A 20,990-nucleotide genomic window follows, 5' to 3' on the forward strand; every position below is an offset into this window, starting at 1 on the left:
TCGAAAGTTAGAAGCCACCATGTCACTTACCAACGTTGATTCAAGTGCGAGGCTCGGGCACAAGTCCCGGGCCAATCCGTTGCGGGATCCGCGGGATCGTCGACTGAATCGGATTGCCGGTCCGTCCTCGTTGGTGCTCTTTGGAGTGACCGGTGACCTTGCCCGTAAGAAGCTCATGCCGGCGGTGTATGACCTGGCGAACCGTGGGTTGTTGCCGCCGAGTTTCGCGTTGGTGGGTTTCGGCCGCCGCTCCTGGTCGGACGCGGAGTTCGCTGCCGAGGTGAAGGCTTCGGTTCAGGCGTATGCGCGGACCCCGTTTGATGGGGCGGTGTGGGACCAGCTCGCCGAGGGTATCCGTTTTGTCCAGGGCGAGTTCGACGGCGATGATTCGTTTGAGCGGCTCGGTGAAGTCATTGATGAGCTCGATCAGACTCGGGGAACGCGGGGTAATCACGCGTTTTACCTCTCGATTCCGCCGAAGGCGTTTGAGCAGGTCTGCCGGCAGCTTTCCAAGCATGGGCTCGCGCAGGCCGAGGGTGAGAAATGGCGGCGGGTGGTGATCGAGAAACCGTTCGGGCATGATCTGGACTCTGCCCGGCAGCTCAACGACATTGTGGAGTCGGTGTTCCCGCCGGATGCGGTGTTCCGGATCGATCATTACCTGGGGAAGGAAACGGTCCAGAACATCCTGGCGTTGCGGTTCGCGAACCAGTTGTTCGAGCCGTTGTGGAACGCGAACTACGTGGACCACGTCCAGATCACGATGGCCGAGGACATCGGCACGGGCGGCCGGGCCGGGTATTACGACGGCGTGGGTGCGGCCCGGGACGTGATCCAGAACCATCTGCTGCAGTTGCTGGCGCTGACGGCGATGGAGGAGCCGATTTCCTTTAACGCGGACGATCTGCGGGCGGAGAAGGAAAAGGTCCTTGCCGCGGTGAAACTCCCGGAGGATTTGTCGACGCATTCGGCGCGCGGGCAGTTCGCCGGTGGCTGGCAGGGCGGGGAACAGGTCCAGGGTTATCTGGCGGAAGAGGGTATCCCGGCGGATTCGAAGACCGAGACGTTCGCTGCGATCCGGGTCGATATCCATACCCGCCGCTGGGCCGGTGTGCCGTTCTATTTGCGGGCGGGTAAGCGTTTGGGGAGGCGGGTGACCGAGATCGCGGTGGTGTTCAAACGCGCCCCGAACCTGCTCTTCCGTGACCATGGTGAGGATGACTTCGGCCAGAACGCGGTGGTGATCCGGGTCCAGCCCGATGAGGGTGCGACGATCCGGTTCGGGTCCAAGGTCCCGGGCACGCAGATGGAAGTCCGGGACGTGACCATGGACTTCGGGTACGGGCATTCCTTTACCGAATCGTCTCCGGAAGCGTATGAGCGGCTGATCCTCGATGTGCTCCTGGGCGAGCCGCCGTTGTTCCCGCGGCACGCGGAGGTGGAGCTGTCCTGGAAGATCCTGGATCCTTTTGAAGATTACTGGGCCGGGCTCACTGAACAGCCCGAACCCTACGCCCCGGGGTCCTGGGGCCCTGCTTCGGCGGACGAGCTCCTTGCCCGCGACGGACGAACCTGGAGAAGGCCATGATTGTAGATTTGCCGGACACCACCACCTCGAAGATTTCCAAGAAGATCACCTCCTTGCGCGAGCAGGGCGGTGTGATCGCCCTGGGCCGGGTCCTGACCCTGGTGGTCGTGACCCGGTCCGGGCTCGAGGAAGAAGCGATCGAGGCCGCGAACGAGGCCAGCCGTGAACACCCCTGCCGGATCATCGTCCTCGCTGACGCCGGCTCTGAGGCCCCGGACCGGCTCGACGCGCAGATCCGGGTCGGTGGGGACGCCGGCGCCTCGGAGGTCATCGTGCTCCGCGGCTACGGCGAACTCGCCCACGAGTCCGAATCCCTCGTCGCGGCCCTGCTGCTCCCGGACGCCCCGATCGTGGCCTGGTGGCCGCACGGGGCACCGGCGAACGCCTGCGAAACCTCCGTGGGCCGGATCGCGCACCGCCGGATCACCGACTCCGCGAACGAAACAGATCCTCAACTGGCGCTGGAAAACATTCGGGCCACCTACAAGGCCGGGGACACCGACCTCGCCTGGACCCGGCTGACGAACTGGCGGATCCAACTCGCGGCGGTCCTGGACCAGGTGGACTCCTCACCCGTCACCGCCGTGGCCGTCGAAGGCGCTTCCGACTCCCCGTCCACGATCCTGCTCGCGGCCTGGCTGACCCTGGCCCTGGACGCGCCCGTGACCATCGTCGCGGACCCCGCCGGGACCGGCATCCGCCGGGTAAGGCTCACCCGCCACACCGGCGACGTGCAGCTCTTCCGCCCCGGACTCTCCGTCGCGGAACTCACCCAGCCCGGCCAGCCCGCGCAACGCATCTCCCTGCCACGCCGCAGCCTCAAAGACTGCCTCGCCGAAGAACTCCGCCGCCTCGACCCCGACGAAGTATTCGGCGAAACGGTTCGCAGTCTAGGTAGTTCCAGAGTGCATCAAGCCAGCAGCGTGACATTCACCTGCAGCGGGGAGCCAGAACGTAACCGGGACCGCGTGTCACTGATCGCCGTATAAAGGGACCCCGACTCACCAGATCCACCCGGATCCAGAAAAGGAACACAAAGTAATGGTTCACAAAGTCAAAGCGGTCATCGCCAGGGAGAAGAATGCCCCGGTTTCGGTGGAGACTATCCTGGTCCCGGATCCCGGGCCGGGGGAGGCCCTGGTGGACATTCTCACCTGCGGGGTCTGCCACACCGACCTGCATTACAAGCAAGGCGGCATCGGCGATGAGTTCCCCTACCTGTTGGGCCACGAGGCCACCGGTGTGGTCAGCGCCGTCGGTCCCGGCGTCACCGAGGTGGCCCCCGGCGACCGAGTGATCCTGAACTGGCGTGCTGTCTGCGGTGAGTGCCGGGCATGTGCCAAGGGCCAGCCGCAGTACTGCTTCAACACGCACAATGCCACGCAGAAAATGACGCTCGAGGACGGTACGGAACTCTCTCCCTCGCTGGGCATTGGCGCCTTCGCGGAAAAGACGCTGGTTGCTGCCGGGCAGTGCACAAAGATTGATGACGACGTCGATCCTGCCGCCGTCGGGCTGCTCGGCTGCGGTGTGATGGCCGGCATCGGTGCCGCCATTAACACGGGCGAGGTCAAGCGCGGCGAATCCGTAGCCGTGATCGGCTGCGGCGGCGTGGGCATCGCCGCGATTGCCGGCGCAAGGCTCGCAGGTGCCACCACGATCATTGCGGTGGACATCGACGCCAACAAGGTGGAGATGGCTAAGTCCCTTGGAGCCACCCACGGGGTGAATTCCGGCGAGGAAGACCCCATCGAGGCCATCCGGGCATTCACGAACGGCAACGGAGCGGACGTGGTGATTGACGCCGTCGGACGTCCTGAAACCTACAAGCAGGCGTTTTACGCCCGCGATCTCGCCGGCCGCGTGGTGCTGGTGGGTGTCCCGACGCCGGGCATGTTGCTTGAACTGCCACTGCTGGACGTCTTTGGGCGGGGCGGGTCGCTGAAGTCCTCCTGGTACGGGGACTGCCTGCCTTCCCGCGATTTCCCGATGCTCGTGGCGCACTACAAGCAGGGCAACCTTGACCTGGATGCCTTCGTCACCGAACGGATCACCATCGATCAGGTGGAGGACGCCTTTGCCAGGATGCACGAGGGCAAGATTCTGCGCTCGGTTGTTGAAGTACAGACTCTGAAGGAGCTCTCATGACAGTCACCATCGAAAACCTGGTCACCTCGGGCACTTTTACGCTCGACGGCGGCACCTGGGACGTGGACAACAACGTCTGGATCGTGGGCAACGAGGATGAGTGCGTGATCATCGACTGCCCGCATGACGCCGAGGCGATCATCAACCAGGTCCGCGGCCGGAAAGTCCTGGCCATCCTGCTGACCCACGCACACAATGACCACATTGGCGCCGCGCGGCAGGTCGCGGACGCTGTCGGCGCCCCGATAGTCCTGAACCCGGACGACCTGGTCCTCTGGAAGCAGGTCTACCCTGATTCTGAACCGGACCGGTACCACGGGGACGGTGACGTGTTCGAGGTGGGTGGCACCGCGCTGTTGGCCATCCACACCCCGGGCCATTCCCCGGGCTCCACCTGCTTTTACCTCGAGAGCGAGGGAACCGTCTTCACCGGCGACACCCTCTTTAACGGTGGACCGGGAGCGACGGGACGCTCCTACAGCGACTACCCCACGATCCTGATGTCCATCAGGGAACGTCTTTTGACGCTCCCGGCCGAGACGGTGGTTCGCACAGGCCACGGCGACCACACTACGATCGGAGCTGAACGGGAAACGCTGGCTAAGGTTTCCCGGTAAGCAGGGCCCTTGAACAGCAGCATCCCGTTGAGGCGCGCCAGGACAGCTGGCGCGCCTCAATGGGCGTTTTGGACATGAACGGCGCGAGCCGCAAAGGAAGTTGGACCAATGAAGTTCGGTAAGCAGCCAGCCCCCGTCGCAGACATCAACGAGGACAACCTCGCAGTCCACAAACCCAAAACGGAAGCGGCCGGAGTCAAAGCCGTGATGGTGGCACTGGAGCGGGCCGTGGCCCAGGCTGGCGTGACACGGACGGCGCAGTCCCTGCTGCGGCTGAATCAGCAGGGCGGGTTTGACTGCCCGGGCTGCGCGTGGCCGGAATCTGCCACGAAGCGCAAGGCGGCCGAGTTCTGCGAGAACGGTGCCAAAGCCGTGGCTGAGGAGAACACCCTCCGCACGGTTGGGGCAGAGTTCTGGGCCAGGCATTCCATCGCCAAACTGTCCGGGAAAACGGAGTACTGGCTCGGTAACCAGGGCCGGCTGAGCGAGCCGGTGGTGATCCGGGAAGGGGAGACCCACTATTCGCCGATCTCCTGGGCCGAAGCGTTCGACCTGATTGGCGAGCACATCCGGGCCTCCACGCCGGACCGGTGCGTCTTCTACACGTCCGGCCGCACGGCGAACGAGACGGCGTTTATGTACCAGTTGTTCGCGCGGGCCCTCGGCACGAACAACCTGCCGGACTGTTCCAACATGTGCCACGAGTCCTCGGGCTCGGCGCTGAACCCGACCATCGGCATCGGCAAAGGGACCGTGTCCCTGGAGGACATCCACGACTCCGAACTGATCTTCGTCGTAGGGCAGAACCCCGGCACCAACCACCCCCGCATGCTCTCGGCGTTGAAGGAGTGTAAGGACAAGGGCGGCAAGGTGGTGGCGGTCAACCCACTGCCGGAGGCCGGGCTGTTCAACTTCAAGGATCCGCAGACCGTCTCGGGCGTGGTGGGCGGCGGCACGCCGCTGGCCGATGAGTATCTTCAGATCAAGGTGGGCGGTGACCTGGCACTGTTCCAGGCACTGGGCCACCTGCTCCTGGCGGAGGAGGAACGGAACCCGGGCACCGTCGTCGACCGCTCATTTGTTGACGCTCAAACCGACGGGTTCGATGCCTACCGCGACGCCCGCGGCGAGCTGGACTGGGCGGACACTGAGAAAGCCACGGGCTTGTCCCGGGAACAGATCGAAACCGTAGCCGGGATGCTGGTCCGGTCCAAGGCCACCATCTTCTGCTGGGCCCTCGGTGTCACGCAGCAGCCGCACTCGGTGGACACCATTAAGGAAATGGTCAACGTCCTGCTCCTTCAGGGCAACTTCGGCAAGACCGGCGCCGGCGCCTGCCCGGTCCGCGGCCACTCCAACGTCCAGGGCGACCGGACCATGGGCATCTGGGAGAAACCGAAGGAATGGCTGCTCGAGGCACTGGACACCGAGTTCGGTATCCGGTCCCCGCGGCACCACGGACACGATGCGGTGGAAGCCATGGAGGCGTTCGAGCGTGACGAGGTGGACGTTTTTGTCTCCATGGGCGGCAACTTCTCGCTCGCCTGCTCGGACACCGAAACCCTGGAAGCGGGTATGCAGCGGATCGGCCTGACGGTGCACATCTCCACCAAGCCGAACAGGTCCCATGTGGTGCATGGCCGTACGTCCCTGATTCTGCCCACGCTGGGCCGGACCGACAAGGATGACAAGCATCCCAAAGGCGCGCAGTTCCTGTCCGTGGAGGACTCCATGTCCGTGGTCCACTCCACCCAGGGCAGGCTGGTGCCGGTCTCCGATCACCTGCTCGCCGAACCGGTCATCGTGGCGCGAATGGCAGAGGCCACCTTCGGGCCGGACCACCATGTGGCCTGGAAGGCGATGGCCGAGGACTATGACGTGGTCCGTGACCATATCTCCCGCGTCCTGCCCGGCTTCGAAGACTTTAATGCCAGGGTCCGGACTAAAAACGGCTTTGTGCTGCCTAACCCGCCGCGGGACACCCGCTCGTTCAAGACGGACATCGGGCGCGGCCGCTTCACGGTCAGCCCGCTGGAATACCTGACCCCGCCGGAGGGCCACCTGGTACTGCAAACCATCCGCAGCCATGACCAGTACAACACCACGTTCTATGGCCTGGATGACCGGTACCGCGGCATTTCGGGCGGCCGGCGCGTGATTCTGGTTCACCCTGAGGACCTGGCAGAACTCGGTTTCAAGGACCGGGACTTGGTGGATGTGGTGAGCACCTTCCGCGACCACGACCGGCAGGCGGACAAGTTCCGCCTGGTGGCCTACCCGACGGCGAAGGGCTGCGCCGCGGCGTACTTCCCCGAAGCCAACGCCCTGGTCCACAAGGAAAATGTCGCCAGGGAATCCAACACCCCCGGCTTCAAAGCAATGTTCGTCCGGTTCGTGCCACACCCGGGTGAAGCCGGAGTGGCCGTTGAATCGGCTTCCCTTGAGGCTGCCGCTGCCGTCTAGGGAGCAGCAGAACGCCCCAGGGGCTCCTGACCTGGTGAGCCTGGTGCCCAGGACTCTGGACGTAGCGATTTAGTTTTTGAGTGACGTTTCTTTGTTTTTGATTTCGAATCGTAGGATCCGGTCCGTGCCCGGGTAACGGGTTTCGGTGGTGTTGAGGTGGGTGCAGAGCTCGCTGATCGCGGTGGTTGCCCGTTGGGTGGGGAGCGGATCGAGACGGATGGTGAGGTAGCCGTCGATGCGGGGGTCGATGTCGCCGCTGCCGGTGAGGGCCTGCCGGATCAGGGCGTGGGCTTCGTCCTCGCCGCGGGCGTAGCCGGTGTTGGTCCGGACCTCCCTGGCCAGGGACGATCCGGTGTTGAACGCGGCCATCCGGATCGCGTGGGTGAGCAGTTTCGTTTCGGTCTCCAGGACCTGCTGTCCCGCGGCGATCTCGCCCAGCGGTACCCGGGCCGGGATCTGCCGGTGGGCTGCCTGCGCGGTATCGAGAGCGGTTTCAGCGGTCAGCAGGTCCGCGGTGATCTTGTTGTGCATGGTGTTCGTGATCAGGACCGTGGATGTTCCCGGCGGCGGGGTGCGGGCCGCGAGCATCGCGGCGTCGGTCTCGGCCAGGGTCTTCTCGTACCGGGTCCTGGCGGCGAGGACCTGCTGGTAGGCGAGGCGTTTGGCCGGGTTCGGCACGGACCGCTCCGAATCATCATCAGTGGATGTGTAGGCGTCGTGCGAATCCAGCGCGAAACGGATCCGGGCGTAGCGGAAATAGTTTTCCTGCCGCCACCTCGCGCCCATCCGGTAGATGATTTCCCCGGCGGGCATGTTGGTGTTGGTGGTGAGGATGTGGATCTGCCGGGACCCGCCGCCGGGAGTGTTGACCTGGCGGCTGAGCTGGCGCATCGGAAACACTTCCCCGGTGGTCCCGACGGGCACCTCAACCTGGGTGTCCGCGGCTTCCCACGCCCGGGTTTGCCCGTGCCCGTCGGTGTGGGTGACCTCGGCAAAGTGGGAGGGCCCGATGTCCTCGGTGATGCCTTTGCGCCACGTCAACACATCGAAGTTGTTCTCTGCCATGTGTTTGAAGAGTGCCGGGGACCAGCCTCCGCGGTCAAAACCGACCAGCACCCTCCGGTCATCGCCGACGATGGTGCGCAGTCTCGGCAGGAGCCGGCGCAGTTCACCCGTCAGGGCTGCCCCGGGCTCGGCCATGACCACCAGCACGGGGGCGCCGGCCGCGTCGGCGACCCAGGTTTCCTCGGTCGCCGGGACCGGGAACTTCAACCTCGTCGAATGGACCTTCCCAATCTTCCGCGTGCCCTGGTAGGCGCGGACATGCCCATCAACATAGAGCACAGCAGCCAGATCCCCGCCCTCTCCGTGACTGCCATTGAGGTGTCTGGCAGCCATGGCGGTCAGCAGGTCCCCGGCCTTGCCTCTGCTGGCGAGGGCGGCGGTTTTACGGCGGAGGGTCTTCACTTCGGGTGCCCGGTCCAGGCCCAGGACCCTGCCCAAAGCTGCCGGGTCGATCCGGGTGATCCCCTCGGCGCGTGGTTCCCCCGCCAACGCCTGGAACACGGCGCCGGTCAGGATGGTCTCCAACCCGTAAAACCCGTTCGGCAAAGCCCCGAAGACCTCCTTCGCGCACTCCAAAAGTCCCGTGGTTTCCAGGGCGGGCAGGGCCAGGAACAGCCCGGCCAGCGGCACCCGGGCTGCGGGTGCGAACACCGGTGCCGCGCACTGGACCAACCCGGTCCGGGCCCACGCCCGTTCTCCGGACCGGTCCAGCGGTGCAGGGAGCACCGGCAACTCCTCTTGGACCGGCTCCGTTACCGGAGGACCCGGGTGCGCAGCAGCCGGCTCTTCCGGGGCCGGGGTTTCCATGGCCAGGGTGCGGCGGACACTGAATTCGGAGACGCCCACAGCCGCTCCCACAGCGCGCAGGGATAATCCCGTCGCACGAAGGGAACGGATCCGGGACATCACGGCGTCCGTCAGCCGGCTGGGCCCTTTCGGACCGGACTTTTCCGGGGCCAACCCCAGCACCCCGGCCGCGCTCAGATCCTGGCGCCACCGCCATAACGTGCCCGGATCCACCCCGAACGCGGTAGCCACCTCAGCGACCGAACCGGCTTTGATGTCCGCCAGTTTCGCCGCTGCGAACCGACGGGACACCGAATCCCCGGCGTCCCAACCGTAGGAGAGCTCGCCATGGACGAAAACCCGGCCGCCGTCCTCGTCTTCGACCAGCGACGCGGCGGCGCCTATCGGGACGGCTCCGGCGTCCATCGAGGCAGGAAGAGGCAGCTGAGCAGTCATCGCACCCATCTTCCCACCCCGCTCATCACGATCAATTATCTTGTCTAGATTTTATCGCAAACAGGGGAAAATTAACAGCCCATCACGTAACAAAAGCACCGGAATCACGCGGAAGTCACTCCCCAGCATCCTCCTGTGTCAGGAGCCCTGGTGCCGGGGGAGCGCGTTTTGGTGGTGCTGAGGTGCTGTCGGAGTAGGAGCCCGACTCCGCCCCAGCGGCCTTGTTAACGCCAACCGAAAATAGGGCCAATAGTGCCAATTGAGAACGGGGCCACGGGTTGTTGTTCTATTGTGCCGTACTGGCGGCAGGTTGGTGTTTTTTGAGGCGGTAGCTGTTGCCTTTGAGGCTGATGACGTCGGCGTGGTGGACGATCCGGTCGATCATGGCCGAGGCGATGGTCAGGTCTCCGAAGACGTCGCCCCAGCGGGCGAACGGGAGGTTAGACGTCAGAATCATGGACGCGTGTTCGTAGCGGCTCGAGACGAGCTGGAAGAACAGGTTCGCGGCGTCCTGATCGAACGGGATGTAGCCTACTTCGTCAATTATGAGGAGCCCGTAGCGGCGGAGTTTGACCAGTTCCTGGGCGAGTTTCCCTCGGGAGTGGGCCTCCTGCAGTCGGGCGACCCAGCCCGTGGCGGAGTCGAAGAGGACCCGCTGCCCGGCCTTGGCTGCCTTGATGCCGATGCCGACCGCGAGGTGCGTTTTGCCGGTGCCGGGCGGCCCGAGGAGGACCACGTTTTTGGCCTCGGAGAGGAACACCCCGGTGCCCAGGTGCGCGATGAGGTTCCGGTCCGCGGAGGGCTGATGGTCGAAGTTGAACTCCTCCAGGTCCTTGTGGGCCGGGAACCGTGCGGCCTTGATCCGTGTTGCCGCGCCGGAGGCTTCGCGTTCGGAGACTTCCCGGGAGAGGACCGCGGCCAGGTACTCCTCATGGGACCAGCCGGCGTCCCGGGCCTGGTCCCCGAGCCGGCGGAACCCATCGCTGATCCGCGGTGCACGCAGGGCCCGGGCGTAGTACTCGATCTGTGACGGTGTCCCGCTCATGACGCCACCTCCAGGACCAGGTTCGGCTGCTGGCCGAGGTCGATGCCGAAGATCTCGTCGTAGGCGGCCAGATCCCGCACCTCCACCGCTTCCTCGGGTTCGGGGCGGTGCACCCGCTGGGTCCGGAAGTCCCGGCGCATGACCGCCGCGCGGGCCACATGGGCCGGATCGGTCAGGACCAGGTGCCGGGCCCATGCCCGGACATGGGTGGCGATGATGACACCCTCATGAGTGACCCAGACAGTGTCCAGATCAGCAGTGACATCCACGATCCTCCCAATGAACGAAGGGTCCACGGAATAGTCGTTGGAGAACACCCGCACGTAGTAATCCCGCGGGAGCCGCACCGCGTTGCGGAACACCGCCTCCGGGGTCACCGGCGGCAGTTCCCGCATCCTCTCCCGGTCCAGGACGATCAGCTCGTCAGGGCGGCCGTGGCGGGACCGCGAGTACCGGTGATTGGCCTTGGGCAGCCAGTCCTCCAGCTGGCCGTTGAAATCCGCTGGTGAGCGGAAGTCCCGGCCCGGCATGAACCGTTGACGGAAGAACCTGTTCATCCGTTCGACCATGCCCTTGGACTCCGGATCTCGCGGCGGAAGCAGCTTAATCTCCAGTCCTAGGGACCCGGCGAACGCCGCCACCGGCTCCGTCGGTTTGCGCCGGCCGATGCCGGACTCGTTGTCCCACAACAGCCGCGACGGAACCGCCTGAGCGTCCTGCAGCAGAGTCCACATCCCGCCCAGAAGATCCGGCGTCGTCCGCGACGGCAGCATCCGTGCCTGGATGAATCCCGAGAACGCCGAGGTCATCACCAGCACCGGTGGCGTGTCGTTCTGGCCCGCACCGACGGGCAGCGGCTCGTGCGGGAACCAGAGATCGCACTGCACCTGGAACCCCGGCTCGTGGACCAGACGGTCGGCCGGGTCAGGCGGGGCGTATTCAGGCCGGATCGCGGCGACCTTCGCCCGGAACAACGACGCGGAACCAGACCAACCCACCCGCTCCGCCAGCGTCGCTGCCGGCATCGTCGGCGTCTTCACCAACAACTCACGCACCCTGGGAGCAAACGCATCAAAACTCGACACCCCGGCCGCCCGCTGATACTTCGGCGCCCGGTCCGACTCCAAAGCCCGATCCACCGTTCCGCGGGAAACCCCCACGATCCTGCCGATCTCACGCTTCGAGTGCTTGCCCGTCGAAAACAGGTGGCGTATCTCCGCCCAATCATCCAAATTGATCACCTTCCATAATGGTCGGTGGCCCTATTTTCAGTTGGCGTTCCTGGCCCTATTTTCGGTTGGCGTTAACAGGCCTCGCTGTCGGTACGCCGCAGACATTCCCCACAGCCTCCCGGTCACCGGCTTCACAGCTCCCGGGAGTTTCCTGTCGCTTGCCAGCGGGATGGGACCACCGCTTTGCCACGAGTATGGGACCACGTGCACCAGTGGTAGTTGTTAATACGGCGCCCCGGCTTTGTCAGGGCTGCTCCCACCCATACTGGCGCCTCCCGGAACAGACTGCCCTCAGCTCCTGCCAGGCCCGCTGCGACCGTCTGGCGGTGGTGGTCTCTCACCTCCACTCGAATCAACAGCGACTCACCGCGCACGAAGCCCGCTTTGAACGCCTTCGCCATCACTTTCAGCGACCGTTTCCCGGCAGCTGAAAGCTACTAAACGAAACGCCGGATAATTGGGTCAGCCGCTGCGCTGTCGTGAACCGTCCCGACTTTGTCACGGCTGCTCCCACCTTCACCACCAATCCGTGGATCAGGCTGCCGTCAGCTTCAGCCAGCAACTACGATTACCAGCCGACGAAGGCCTTCCACCTCCATTCGAAATACAAGCGCCTCGCGGCGAACACCGTAAATGAGACAGTCACGTCCTGCGACAGAACATGATTAAAAGTCTTTGGCCAGCAAGAATGTCCGGAAACTCAACAAATCACCTACCCGGACCCTCGGTCACCGTCAGGAGCCCTGGTCCCCGAGTGAACCAGTTCAAAGGAGACGGGGCCGTTGTCGAGCCTGGCAGCGATTCGCGGTGTACGGAGTGCCGGGTCCGTTCTGTTTGGGCGTCTGATCAGAACAGGAAGGGTGCGAGTCGCGACGTCATTTCACGGGCCGCCTCCGTGTATTCGCAGATATGGGCAAAGCGTTCTGCCGGGCTGGAGAGGCAAAGGGCTGCGCCTGCCGGCCCGTTGGGCAGTCTTACTGGAAACGCCAGGCTGGCGGATCCCTGTTCTAGTTCGTTGATTTCCGAAGCATGCCCCTTCAACCTTATTTCCGCGAGTTGTTGTTCCAGTTGACCCCTGTCCGTGATGGTGTGTTGTGTCAGTTGCATCAGCGGCCCATTCGGGAATGGGGGGGCCGAATCGGCAAGTTCGGCAAGCATCAGTTTCCCTGCGGCAGAGCTGTGTGGGTACCGCAGCATTTCGTATACGGAGTGGATCCGATAGTCCGGATCCTCATCTGCGATTCTGAGGGATGCGTTCCGGAACATAATTAGGTGCACTGCGAACCGTTTTCCACTCCGGAATTTCTCTATGACGTTACGGGCCGCGGTGGGAACGGTGGGGGGAGTCGCTGCCGTTATCAAACCCGAAAGGGCGTGCCCGAGGGCGAATCCGCGGAGGTCAGACGTGCGGACCAGATATTCGTCCGCGACGAGGGAGTTCAGTGTCCGGTAGACGGTCGTCTGGGGCATCTGCAAGGTATCCGTGATCTCTTTAGCCGTAGTCCCCGTTCCGAGCCGCGCCACGATCTCCAAGATTCTGAACGAGTTAAGCGCTGCACCGGAGTGCGTTGCCCTGTAGCTCATTGGCTGGGCCTGCCACGAAACAGGTCTAATTCACGAGTCTCGTCGTAGATGCCAACAGACGCCAGGCGCTCGGGTAACCGGATGCGAAGGAACATGGCATAAATGACGCTGGCGAGGATGACACCTCCGTAGATGACGGCATGCAGGTTGCCGGTGCGGGCCGATGCCGCCGCAGCCGTCCAGAGCACTGCCCCCAGGGTTACGGAGGAGGCTACCCCCAATATCCAGCTGCCGTAAGTGTTCTCTCCTATACGGCGCAGGAAGAAGGGTAGGGATGCGCTGGCAAGGATATAGGACCCAAGGTATCCGTAGGCACCTAGGGTGAAGAGGTCCACGAGGCCCCGCTCAGGACTGGTGCCAGAGAGAATGATTGCGATTGGAATGATGGCGACTGCCGGCATTATGCAAATGATTGCCGCCGACGGGGTTCGAAAGGCGGGATGGGTCCGGCCGAATATTCGCGGCGCAACCCCTTCTCTGCCCATACAGAAGATTATCCGGGCGAGGGCGTTCACTGATGCGATCGTGCACGCAAACCACGACGCTGCGATTCCCAAGTCAAGGACTGCGGCGAACAGGGGGGAAGTCTGGGAAAACAGGTCAGAAAGCGGTGTGGAACTGGCCGCGATGCTTGGAGCTGCCCCTTTGAGCGCCACGTCCTGGGCGGTCACCGCAAGAAGATAAAGCACGCCCGCCAGGATGGGGGTCCACGTGATGGCCCTTGGGACAGAGACGAAAGGCCTGTGCGCCTCGCCTCCCAAGGTGGTGGGGCTTTCAAAGCCGACAAAGGCACTGACGGCCACCACGATTCCGATCGGTAATACGTCGAAATTTCCGGTCCAGACAAACAAACTCTGGATACTCACCTTCGGTGCGTGAAAGATGAAATAGGCAAGCATGAGAACCGCGAGTACTCCAATTGAAATGATTTCCATTAGCAACGTGGACCACGCGGATATCTGGATTCCCCTAACCATAAGGAAACAGGCGACGCACGCCGTGGCAAGGATAACGAGCACATTGACAACCTTGGAATCTGCGGGGGTAACCCCGAGGTTGACGAAGAGCTGAACGACGTATGTACCGACAACCAGCAGACCGGCCATGGCCACGACAGCGTAACCGAACATTGCGGACCAGCCAGCCGTAATTGCAGTCCGCTGGCCAAGTCCTTTCGCCGTGTAGCTGTAGAGGCCGCTGACGGCGGCCATGCGCTTTGCCATTGGCCTCAGACAAAACGAAACCAAGACCATGACCGCCATGGCTACGCCGAATGTCAACACGAGGTTGGGTCCATTGGATCCAAAGACAAGACTCGGAATGACAGACATGGCCCCCGCAGGCGCCACGGCGGCTATTGCCTGTGCAAAAACCGGCAGGAAGGACAGCTTCCTGCGGTTCAGACCCTCCACTGGAGAGCGTGGAGTGATGAAGCGATCAGCACGGGCAGACACGGGGTACCAACTTTCCCTCAGGTAATAACGCTTGACTTGCTTGCTGGAGACGCAAGTCACAACCCTGAGGTGCCAAACATTAGCATCTGCAGCTCCCGCCACGATGCTCGGATACGTGTTCCGAAATGTTTCCAACATGTTAACTGCGGTGGGAAAACTTGACCCTGAAGTTCCCATGGCAATAGCCGCAAAAGGGTCGCCTACATGAACTCTTTGGCGTAATTTTTTCTACACGGACGGAATGTAAGTGACTGGCATCACGTCGACGGGGTTCAAGGTAGAGCTCCATTGGCCCTTAGCAACTTAAGGGATGCCGGTTCACCGGGGCCCGGAACTTGCAGGTCAGCTGCCGGCTGCCGCAAGCTCATGCCCGGGGTCCTCCATGCGGCTTTCAAGCGCAGGCGATGCAGGCCAAGTGTTCGCAAAACGCCACCCATGTCACGGGGCAACTCGCCTATCAGTCCTTAGGGATCTCATCCTCAAGAAAGAACCAAGGAGAAAACCATGACTCTCACCACTGAAATCCACACCGAGGTTGGGGTAGCACACCCTCTCGATCCGCTCTCCCGCGAGGAGATTTCCCGGGCCGCGGCGATCCTGAAGGATGGCCAGGCCGCGGCCGAATCGTTCCGCTTCATCAGTATTGAGCTGCGCGAGCCGGAGAAGGAACTGCTCCGGTCCGGCGCGGCAACGGTCCGCGAGGCCGACGCGGTCCTCGTCGACCGGGCCGAGGCACGCTCCTACGAAGCGATCGTGGATCTGGACTCGGGCATCGTCTCGAAATGGACGCAGCTGGCCGCGCACATCCACCCCCCGTTCATGCTCGACGAATTCGCCGAAGGTGAAGAGAGCTGCCGCAAGGACCCCGAGGTCCAGGCCGCCCTGGCCAAGCGCGGCATCACCGACATGTCCCTGGTCTGCTTCGAGCCCTGGTCCGTGGGCTACTTCGGCGAAGACGATCAGGGCCGGCGCCTGATGCGCGCCCTGGTCTTCGTCCGCGAGGAGGCAGATGACAGCCCGTACGCGCACCCGATCGAGAACTTCGTCGTCATCGTGGACCTGAACTCCGGCGAGGTCGTCAAGGTCGAAGACGACCAGGCGATCCCGGTCCCGTCCGCGAGCGGCAACTACCTGCCCAAGTACGTCGGGGAGGCCCGCACCGACCTCAAGCCCATCTCCATCACCCAGCCCGAAGGCGCGTCCTTCACCGTCACCGGCAACCACGTCCAGTGGGCCGACTGGTCCTTCCGCGTCGGGTTCACCCCCCGCGAAGGCCTGGTCCTGCACCAGCTGAAGTTCCGCAACAAGGGTGTCGAACGCCCCGTGATCAACCGGGCCTCACTCTCGGAAATGGTCGTCCCCTACGGCGACACCGCCCCCGTCCAGGCCAAAAAGAACGCCTTCGACTCGGGCGAATACAACATCGGGAACATGGCCAACTCCCTGACCCTGGGCTGTGACTGCCTGGGCGAGATCAAGTACTTCGACGGCATCACCGCCGACAGCCACGGCAACCCGCTGACCATCGAGAACGCCATCTGCATGCACGAGGAAGACGACTCGATCCTCTGGAAGCACTTCGACTTCCGCGAAGGCACCACCGAAACCCGTCGCAGCCGCAAACTCGTGATCTCCTTCATCGCCACCGTCGCGAACTACGAGTACGCCTTCTACTGGCACCTCTTCCTCGACGGCAGCATCGAGTTCCTCGTCAAGGCCACCGGCATCCTCTCCACCGCCGGCCAGAAGCCCGGCGAGAAGAGCCCCTACGGCCAGACCCTGAACAACGACGGACTCTACGCCCCGATCCACCAGCACATGTTCAACGTCCGCATGGACTTCGAAATCGACGGACCCACAAACGCCGTCTACGAAGTGGACATGGAAATCCCCGAACACAACCCCACCCACACCGCGTTCAAAGCCGTGGACCGGCTCCTGGAAACCGAACAGGCAGCCATCCGCAAGACCGACTCCTCCAAACACCGGTTCTGGAAGATCGCCAACCGCGACAGCCGCAACATCGTGGACGAACCCGTCGCCTACCGCCTCATCCCCACCGACGGCATCCAGCTCGCCGCCGGCGATGAGTCCTACGTCAGCAAACGAGCCCAGTTCGCCCGGAACAACCTCTGGGTCACCGCCTACGACCGGACCGAACGCTTCGCCGCCGGCGAATTCCCCAACCAGGCCACCGGCGCCGACGACGGCCTGCACATCTGGACCCAAGCAGACCGGAACATCGTGGACCAGGACCTCGTAGTCTGGTACACCTTCGGCATGCACCACGTCGTCCGCCTCGAAGACTGGCCCATCATGCCCCGCCAAAACATCGGCTTCATGCTCGAACCCCACGGCTTCTTCGACCAAAACCCCACCCTCAACCTCCCCACCAACGCCACTACACCTGCCTCCGGCGACACCGGATGCTGCTCCGGACACGAATCATGAGTACCCGAAGTCCCCGCACGGATGCTCCCGCCAAGCGTGGCTCCCAGCCGGGCAAGCTGAAGGCCAACACCCTGGGCCTCTGGGATGTGGTGTTCATGGCGGTCGCGACGTCCGCGCCAATTACGGTGATGAGTGGAAATGTCCCGTTTGCGGTCGGCTATGGCGTAGGAACAGGAACCCCGGCAACATATATTTGGGCGACGGTTATCCTGACGGTCTTTGCGGTCGCTTATGTCTCCATGGCCCGCTATGTGACTTCAACAGCGGCCTTCTACGGATTTATTTCCCGCGGTTTGGGACGCGTGCTTGGCCTCGGGACTGGTTTCATGGTCACCTTCAGCTACATCGTCTTTGAAGCTAGCATCATCGGTATCTTCTCTTACTTCGGGCATCTGGCCTTCCTGGACCAACTCGGACTGGATGTTCATTGGGTTGTTTTCGCCGTGGTTGGGATCCTCCTCATCGGGTTTTTGACCTATTTCGAGATCAGCCTCGCAGCGAAAATTCTCACATTGCTGCTGGCCACTGAGATCGGGATACTCGCTGTCATGGCCTTCGGCGTGCTCTTCAATGGCGGAGGTCCGGACGGGCTGATGCCTGAGACGCTGAATCCGGTTAATATCTTCCTTCCGAACGGTCTGCAGGTCGCCGCGCCGGGTCTCGCGTTGTTCATCGCGTTCTGGTCCTGGACCGGATTTGAATCGACGGTCATGTACGGGGAGGAATCGAAGAACCCGAAGAAGATTGTCCCTATCGCAACGTTGATCGCGGTCACGGGAGTCGGCGTCTTCTACACGTTCGTCTCCTGGATGTCCGTCGCCGGGAACGGCGCCGACCAAGCCATCGCTTTGGCCCAAAGCGCCAATCCGCTCGACATGTTCTTCCACCCCACGGACGTCTTTGTCGGGCACGGTTGGGTCTTGGTCATGGAATGGCTGATGATGACCGGATCCTTCGCTTGTGCGATGGCCTTCCACAACGCCGCAGCACGGTACATGTACTCGCTGGGACGTGAAGGAATCCTGCCCAGCGTACTTGGCAAAACGCACCTGAAGCATGGGTCGCCGCACATCGCGTCATTCCTCCAGACGGGCATTGCAATCCTGTGGATTCTCGGGTTCTGGTTCTTCAACAAGGATCCGTACCTGGATGTCTTCGTTCTGCTGGCGGTGCTCGGGACATTTACGCTGCTGATTGTGCAGACCGTCACCATGGCCGCCGTATTCAACTACTTCCGGAAGCACCACCCGGAAGAAAACATATGGCGCACCAAAGTCGCACCCGTTCTCGGTGGAGTGGGGATGCTCGGTGTTGTCGTCCTGATGTGCATGAACTTGGACACCGCTGCCGGTCCTGCAGCATCGTCCCTGCTCTTCAAGCTCATCCCCTACATCGCTGTTGGACTCTTCGTCGCGGGGGCAGGCTTGGCCCTTTACCTGCGGAAGGCCAATCCGCTCAAGTACGAAACCATCGGGTACGTTGTTCTCGCCGAAGACGGTCACGGCCCGGTCCTGGACGAAGAAGAGCCAGAGCCGATGCGCCCGATCGATCTCGAACGCATCAGGGAACTGGAGCGGAAGAATCCGTTGGGCGTACTCGAACTGACTGATGAAGATGAACTTGAACTTGAACTGGAGAGGCGCAAGCCTTAACGAGAGAGGCGCAAGCCTCAAACAGTCGGTCCCCGGTGCTGCGGCAGCATCGGGGACCGACCCCGTTACCAACTCAAACCCCACCAGCGAGAGCGTGATGCGCGTGTTCAATATCCCCGCAATTACTTGGACCCTCACAGTCTTCCTGCTGGTGAGCGGAAGCTATCAGGTCCTGCAGGCGGCCAAGTCCCAGCAGCGCACGGACCAGATCAACAAGTGCCTACATGCCCTGATGAATGCCTTGACGGTGACCATGTTATGGAACCTTGCACCGTCGACCATGCTTGCTCAGGTCGCCGTCCTTGCCGTTGCGGCACTATGGTTTTTCATCCAAGCGGTTGCACGGCCGGAATTCAAGACAATCTGCGCGGGCAGTCATGGCCGCCTGAAATGCGCTTACCACGGCATCACCATGGCTGCCGTTGCTCTCATGGTCGCCGTGATGGGTCGCGTAACCATAGGGGAAAATGTCGCGCCAAGCGGAACGTCGATGCCCCACGCCCAGCACGCGATGATGGTCCAAATCCACGGGATGCCGTCCGCAACACTTGATCACTCACCTGACGTCGCCATCTTCTTGACGATAGTCTTCGGAGTAGCGGCGGTGGTTTTTACCGTTCTCCTCCTGCGTTTCCGGGTACCGGCAACCACACTCCCCAAAACAGCTGATTCCAAACCGTCTGTCAAGGCAGAACAAGCACTGGAAGCCCTCGGCGCCGCCGCCATGGCCCTGATGTTTGCCACCATGTCGCATGATGGCATACTCACGGCGTCATAAGCTTGGCGGCCAGGAAACTCCTCCCGCCAAATAGCATCCACCCGGTTACCTCGAGCGCCCGGTCCCCAGCTTGCTACGTCCCGGGCCGTCGCTAAATTACGAAATAACCCGAGCCCGCATCCGGATGTTTCTCGAGCTGTTAATGGTCCGGTTGCCGGAATTCTGACCTGCCGGCCAGCCGGCGGTAGTGCAGCGATGGCCCCCTCCGCCAGTATTAGGCTGCCATTGCGTCGTAGTTCTTGGACGAGGCAGGCACGGCCCCGGTACCGCCGGGTTCCTTAAATCACTACCGGAGTCCGTGGCTGTGTGCCAGGGCGATAGCTTCGGTGCGTGAACCGACCTCGAGCTTCCTGAACAGGTTGCGCACATGGAACTTGACCGTGTTCTCGCTAATGCCAAGCGTGGAGGCGATGGTCCGGTTGCGGTGCCCGGCAACAAGGTGCTCGAGCACCTCGAGCTCCCGAGCAGCAAGATCCCAGCCGGCGACATCCCCCACCGGGCGTGACGTTTGCAGGTCCAGGGGGAGGGTGACAAAAACGTCCGCACCCCAGCCCGGCATAACGTCGATCCGCAGTGTTCCGGTGAGCGCCTGGACTCTGCGGTCCAGGCGGGCGATGCTCGGCGCGTCGGCTTTGAGTGCACCCCGGCCGTCGTCGCGGACGTTGATCAGCAGGTTTTCGCCGTCGCAGTCCCATTGCGTCCGGACCCTGCTGACGTCCGGTTGTTCCGTCATGGCCAGCACAAGTCCGCGGACGATTGCCCGTGCCGCGTGGGCAACTTCGCCGGGCAGGGCCCGTCCGTTGAGCGGCGGTTCGATAAATTCGATCTCGATGCCGCTGTAGCGTGTGAGTGGCCGCAGGTCCTCCCGCAGGCGTTCGAAGGCCTTGGCGACGGGCTCTTTCACCAGGTCAGTTGTGCGGTCGCTGTGGGTCCGGAGCCCGATCAAAGCCTTGGCGGTGAGATCGATGACGGTTGTGCGGGCCGCCGCATCCTCCAGGGAAGATGAACGAAGGGCTGCCAGCAGGGTCTCCAGGGTGGTGGAGTGCACATCGGTCAGTTCCGCTGTCACGCGAAGGCGTTCAGCGGATGCCGCCCGCGATTCGAGCAGGTACGACGGCGGCGCATCGGCCACCTTCTCCCGGATCCGCCGCGCAGTAAGGCGCCAGAGATACGTCACCAGGTCCAGGCGGGCACTGCGCCCCGGATCGGCAGGGGGATCGGTAAGGACCAGGAGGGCGTTGCTCGAGGCGTGTTTCAGGGCGAGCACGGGGCGGGTCTTGCCAGCGAGCTCGGCTTCCCCGAACCAAGGTGCCTCATCCTTGAGGGTGGCACGGAGCGTGTCCAGCTCGGTGATGGAGACTCGGGAAATGATGTCTTCGTCGCCAGCCTTCTTCTGCGGGCGGCCTGTGCAGTCTTCCGTGAAGATCACAAGCGCGCTGCTTCCCATGTAGGGGAGCGTGGCATCACGCAGGCGCTCCGCTATCTGGGCCAGAGGGGCATCAGCCAATGCTGCCACACTCTGCAAAAGCGGCCACGGCAGGTCTGGTAGGGCCACGGCGAGTTCTTTCAGGGATGGGTCCGGCGCTGCACTCATCCAGACATCATACCCGGCCGGAAACGTCCTTCCAACCCAAAAGGGTAGTAAGAACCGTCAGAAAACAGTGTTACCCC

The 20,990-nt window shown here is 62.9% G+C and carries 14 protein-coding genes; 8 read left to right on the forward strand and 6 right to left on the reverse strand.

Going from position 1 to position 20,990, the window contains the following annotated elements; translation table 11 throughout:
* Window positions 1-19 precede the first annotated feature (19 nt).
* The 5 genes from zwf to ACQCSV_RS01610 all read left to right on the forward strand — a co-directional run bounded on the left by zwf (window position 20) and on the right by ACQCSV_RS01610 (window position 6,816).
* On the forward strand, window positions 20-1,588 hold the full coding sequence (gene zwf, locus ACQCSV_RS01590) for a glucose-6-phosphate dehydrogenase (RefSeq protein WP_426939042.1): 1,569 nt from the start codon (window positions 20-22) through the stop codon (window positions 1,586-1,588).
* Complete coding sequence (locus ACQCSV_RS01595; protein ID WP_426939043.1) at window positions 1,585-2,577, forward strand: glucose-6-phosphate dehydrogenase assembly protein OpcA; 993 nt, start codon at window positions 1,585-1,587, stop codon at window positions 2,575-2,577. Before zwf ends, ACQCSV_RS01595 begins: the two co-directional genes overlap by 4 nt.
* Before the next feature lie 52 nt (window positions 2,578-2,629).
* Complete coding sequence (locus ACQCSV_RS01600) at window positions 2,630-3,736, forward strand: S-(hydroxymethyl)mycothiol dehydrogenase (protein WP_354156501.1); 1,107 nt, start codon at window positions 2,630-2,632, stop codon at window positions 3,734-3,736.
* Window positions 3,733-4,353: an MBL fold metallo-hydrolase gene (locus ACQCSV_RS01605; protein ID WP_426939044.1), complete on the forward strand. Its 621-nt coding sequence runs from the start codon at window positions 3,733-3,735 to the stop codon at window positions 4,351-4,353. The genes ACQCSV_RS01600 and ACQCSV_RS01605 overlap by 4 nt, the downstream gene beginning before the upstream one ends.
* Before the next feature lie 108 nt (window positions 4,354-4,461).
* A complete protein-coding gene (locus ACQCSV_RS01610) occupies window positions 4,462-6,816 on the forward strand; it encodes an FdhF/YdeP family oxidoreductase (protein WP_426939045.1) in 2,355 nt (784 codons plus the stop codon).
* 69 nt (window positions 6,817-6,885) lie between these two features.
* On the opposite strand, the gene ACQCSV_RS01615 is transcribed toward ACQCSV_RS01610, so the two are convergent.
* The 5 genes from ACQCSV_RS01615 to ACQCSV_RS01635 form a co-directional block, all read right to left on the reverse strand.
* Window positions 6,886-9,123: a putative transposase gene (locus ACQCSV_RS01615; RefSeq protein ID WP_426939046.1), complete on the reverse strand. Its 2,238-nt coding sequence runs from the start codon at window positions 9,121-9,123 to the stop codon at window positions 6,886-6,888.
* Between the two features lie 286 nt (window positions 9,124-9,409).
* A complete protein-coding gene (gene istB / locus ACQCSV_RS01620) occupies window positions 9,410-10,168 on the reverse strand; it encodes an IS21-like element helper ATPase IstB (RefSeq protein ID WP_354223765.1) in 759 nt (252 codons plus the stop codon).
* Window positions 10,165-11,409: an IS21 family transposase gene (gene istA, locus ACQCSV_RS01625; protein ID WP_426938360.1), complete on the reverse strand. Its 1,245-nt coding sequence runs from the start codon at window positions 11,407-11,409 to the stop codon at window positions 10,165-10,167. The genes istB and istA overlap by 4 nt, the downstream gene beginning before the upstream one ends.
* A gap of 837 nt (window positions 11,410-12,246) precedes the next feature.
* Window positions 12,247-12,984 carry an IclR family transcriptional regulator domain-containing protein gene (locus ACQCSV_RS01630; RefSeq protein WP_354167911.1) on the reverse strand — a complete coding sequence of 246 codons (738 nt, stop codon included), beginning with the start codon at window positions 12,982-12,984 and terminating at the stop codon, window positions 12,247-12,249.
* Window positions 12,981-14,438 carry an APC family permease gene (locus ACQCSV_RS01635; RefSeq protein ID WP_354156497.1) on the reverse strand — a complete coding sequence of 486 codons (1,458 nt, stop codon included), beginning with the start codon at window positions 14,436-14,438 and terminating at the stop codon, window positions 12,981-12,983. The genes ACQCSV_RS01630 and ACQCSV_RS01635 overlap by 4 nt, the downstream gene beginning before the upstream one ends.
* A 504-nt stretch (window positions 14,439-14,942) precedes the next feature.
* Here ACQCSV_RS01635 and ACQCSV_RS01640 point away from each other — a divergent pair.
* The 3 genes from ACQCSV_RS01640 to ACQCSV_RS01650 are packed head-to-tail and all read left to right on the forward strand — an operon-like array spanning window position 14,943 to window position 19,319.
* Window positions 14,943-16,889, forward strand: a complete 1,947-nt coding sequence (locus ACQCSV_RS01640) for a primary-amine oxidase (protein ID WP_426939047.1) — start codon at window positions 14,943-14,945, stop codon at window positions 16,887-16,889.
* Window positions 16,886-18,541, forward strand: coding sequence for an APC family permease (locus tag ACQCSV_RS01645; RefSeq protein ID WP_426939048.1), 1,656 nt, complete (start codon window positions 16,886-16,888; stop codon window positions 18,539-18,541). The genes ACQCSV_RS01640 and ACQCSV_RS01645 overlap by 4 nt, the downstream gene beginning before the upstream one ends.
* Entirely contained in the window at window positions 18,498-19,319 is an 822-nt protein-coding gene (locus ACQCSV_RS01650) for a DUF5134 domain-containing protein (protein ID WP_426939049.1), read from the forward strand. Before ACQCSV_RS01645 ends, ACQCSV_RS01650 begins: the two co-directional genes overlap by 44 nt.
* A gap of 286 nt (window positions 19,320-19,605) precedes the next feature.
* Here the strand turns inward: ACQCSV_RS01650 and ACQCSV_RS01655 are convergent, their stop codons facing one another.
* The gene (locus tag ACQCSV_RS01655; RefSeq protein ID WP_426939050.1) at window positions 19,606-20,913 is read right to left on the reverse strand and encodes a LuxR C-terminal-related transcriptional regulator; all 1,308 of its coding nucleotides are present in this window, start codon (window positions 20,911-20,913) and stop codon (window positions 19,606-19,608) included.
* Between the last annotated feature and the right edge of the window lie 77 nt (window positions 20,914-20,990).

The organism is Pseudarthrobacter sp. S3, assembly GCF_050156905.1.
Taxonomy (GTDB): domain Bacteria; phylum Actinomycetota; class Actinomycetes; order Actinomycetales; family Micrococcaceae; genus Arthrobacter.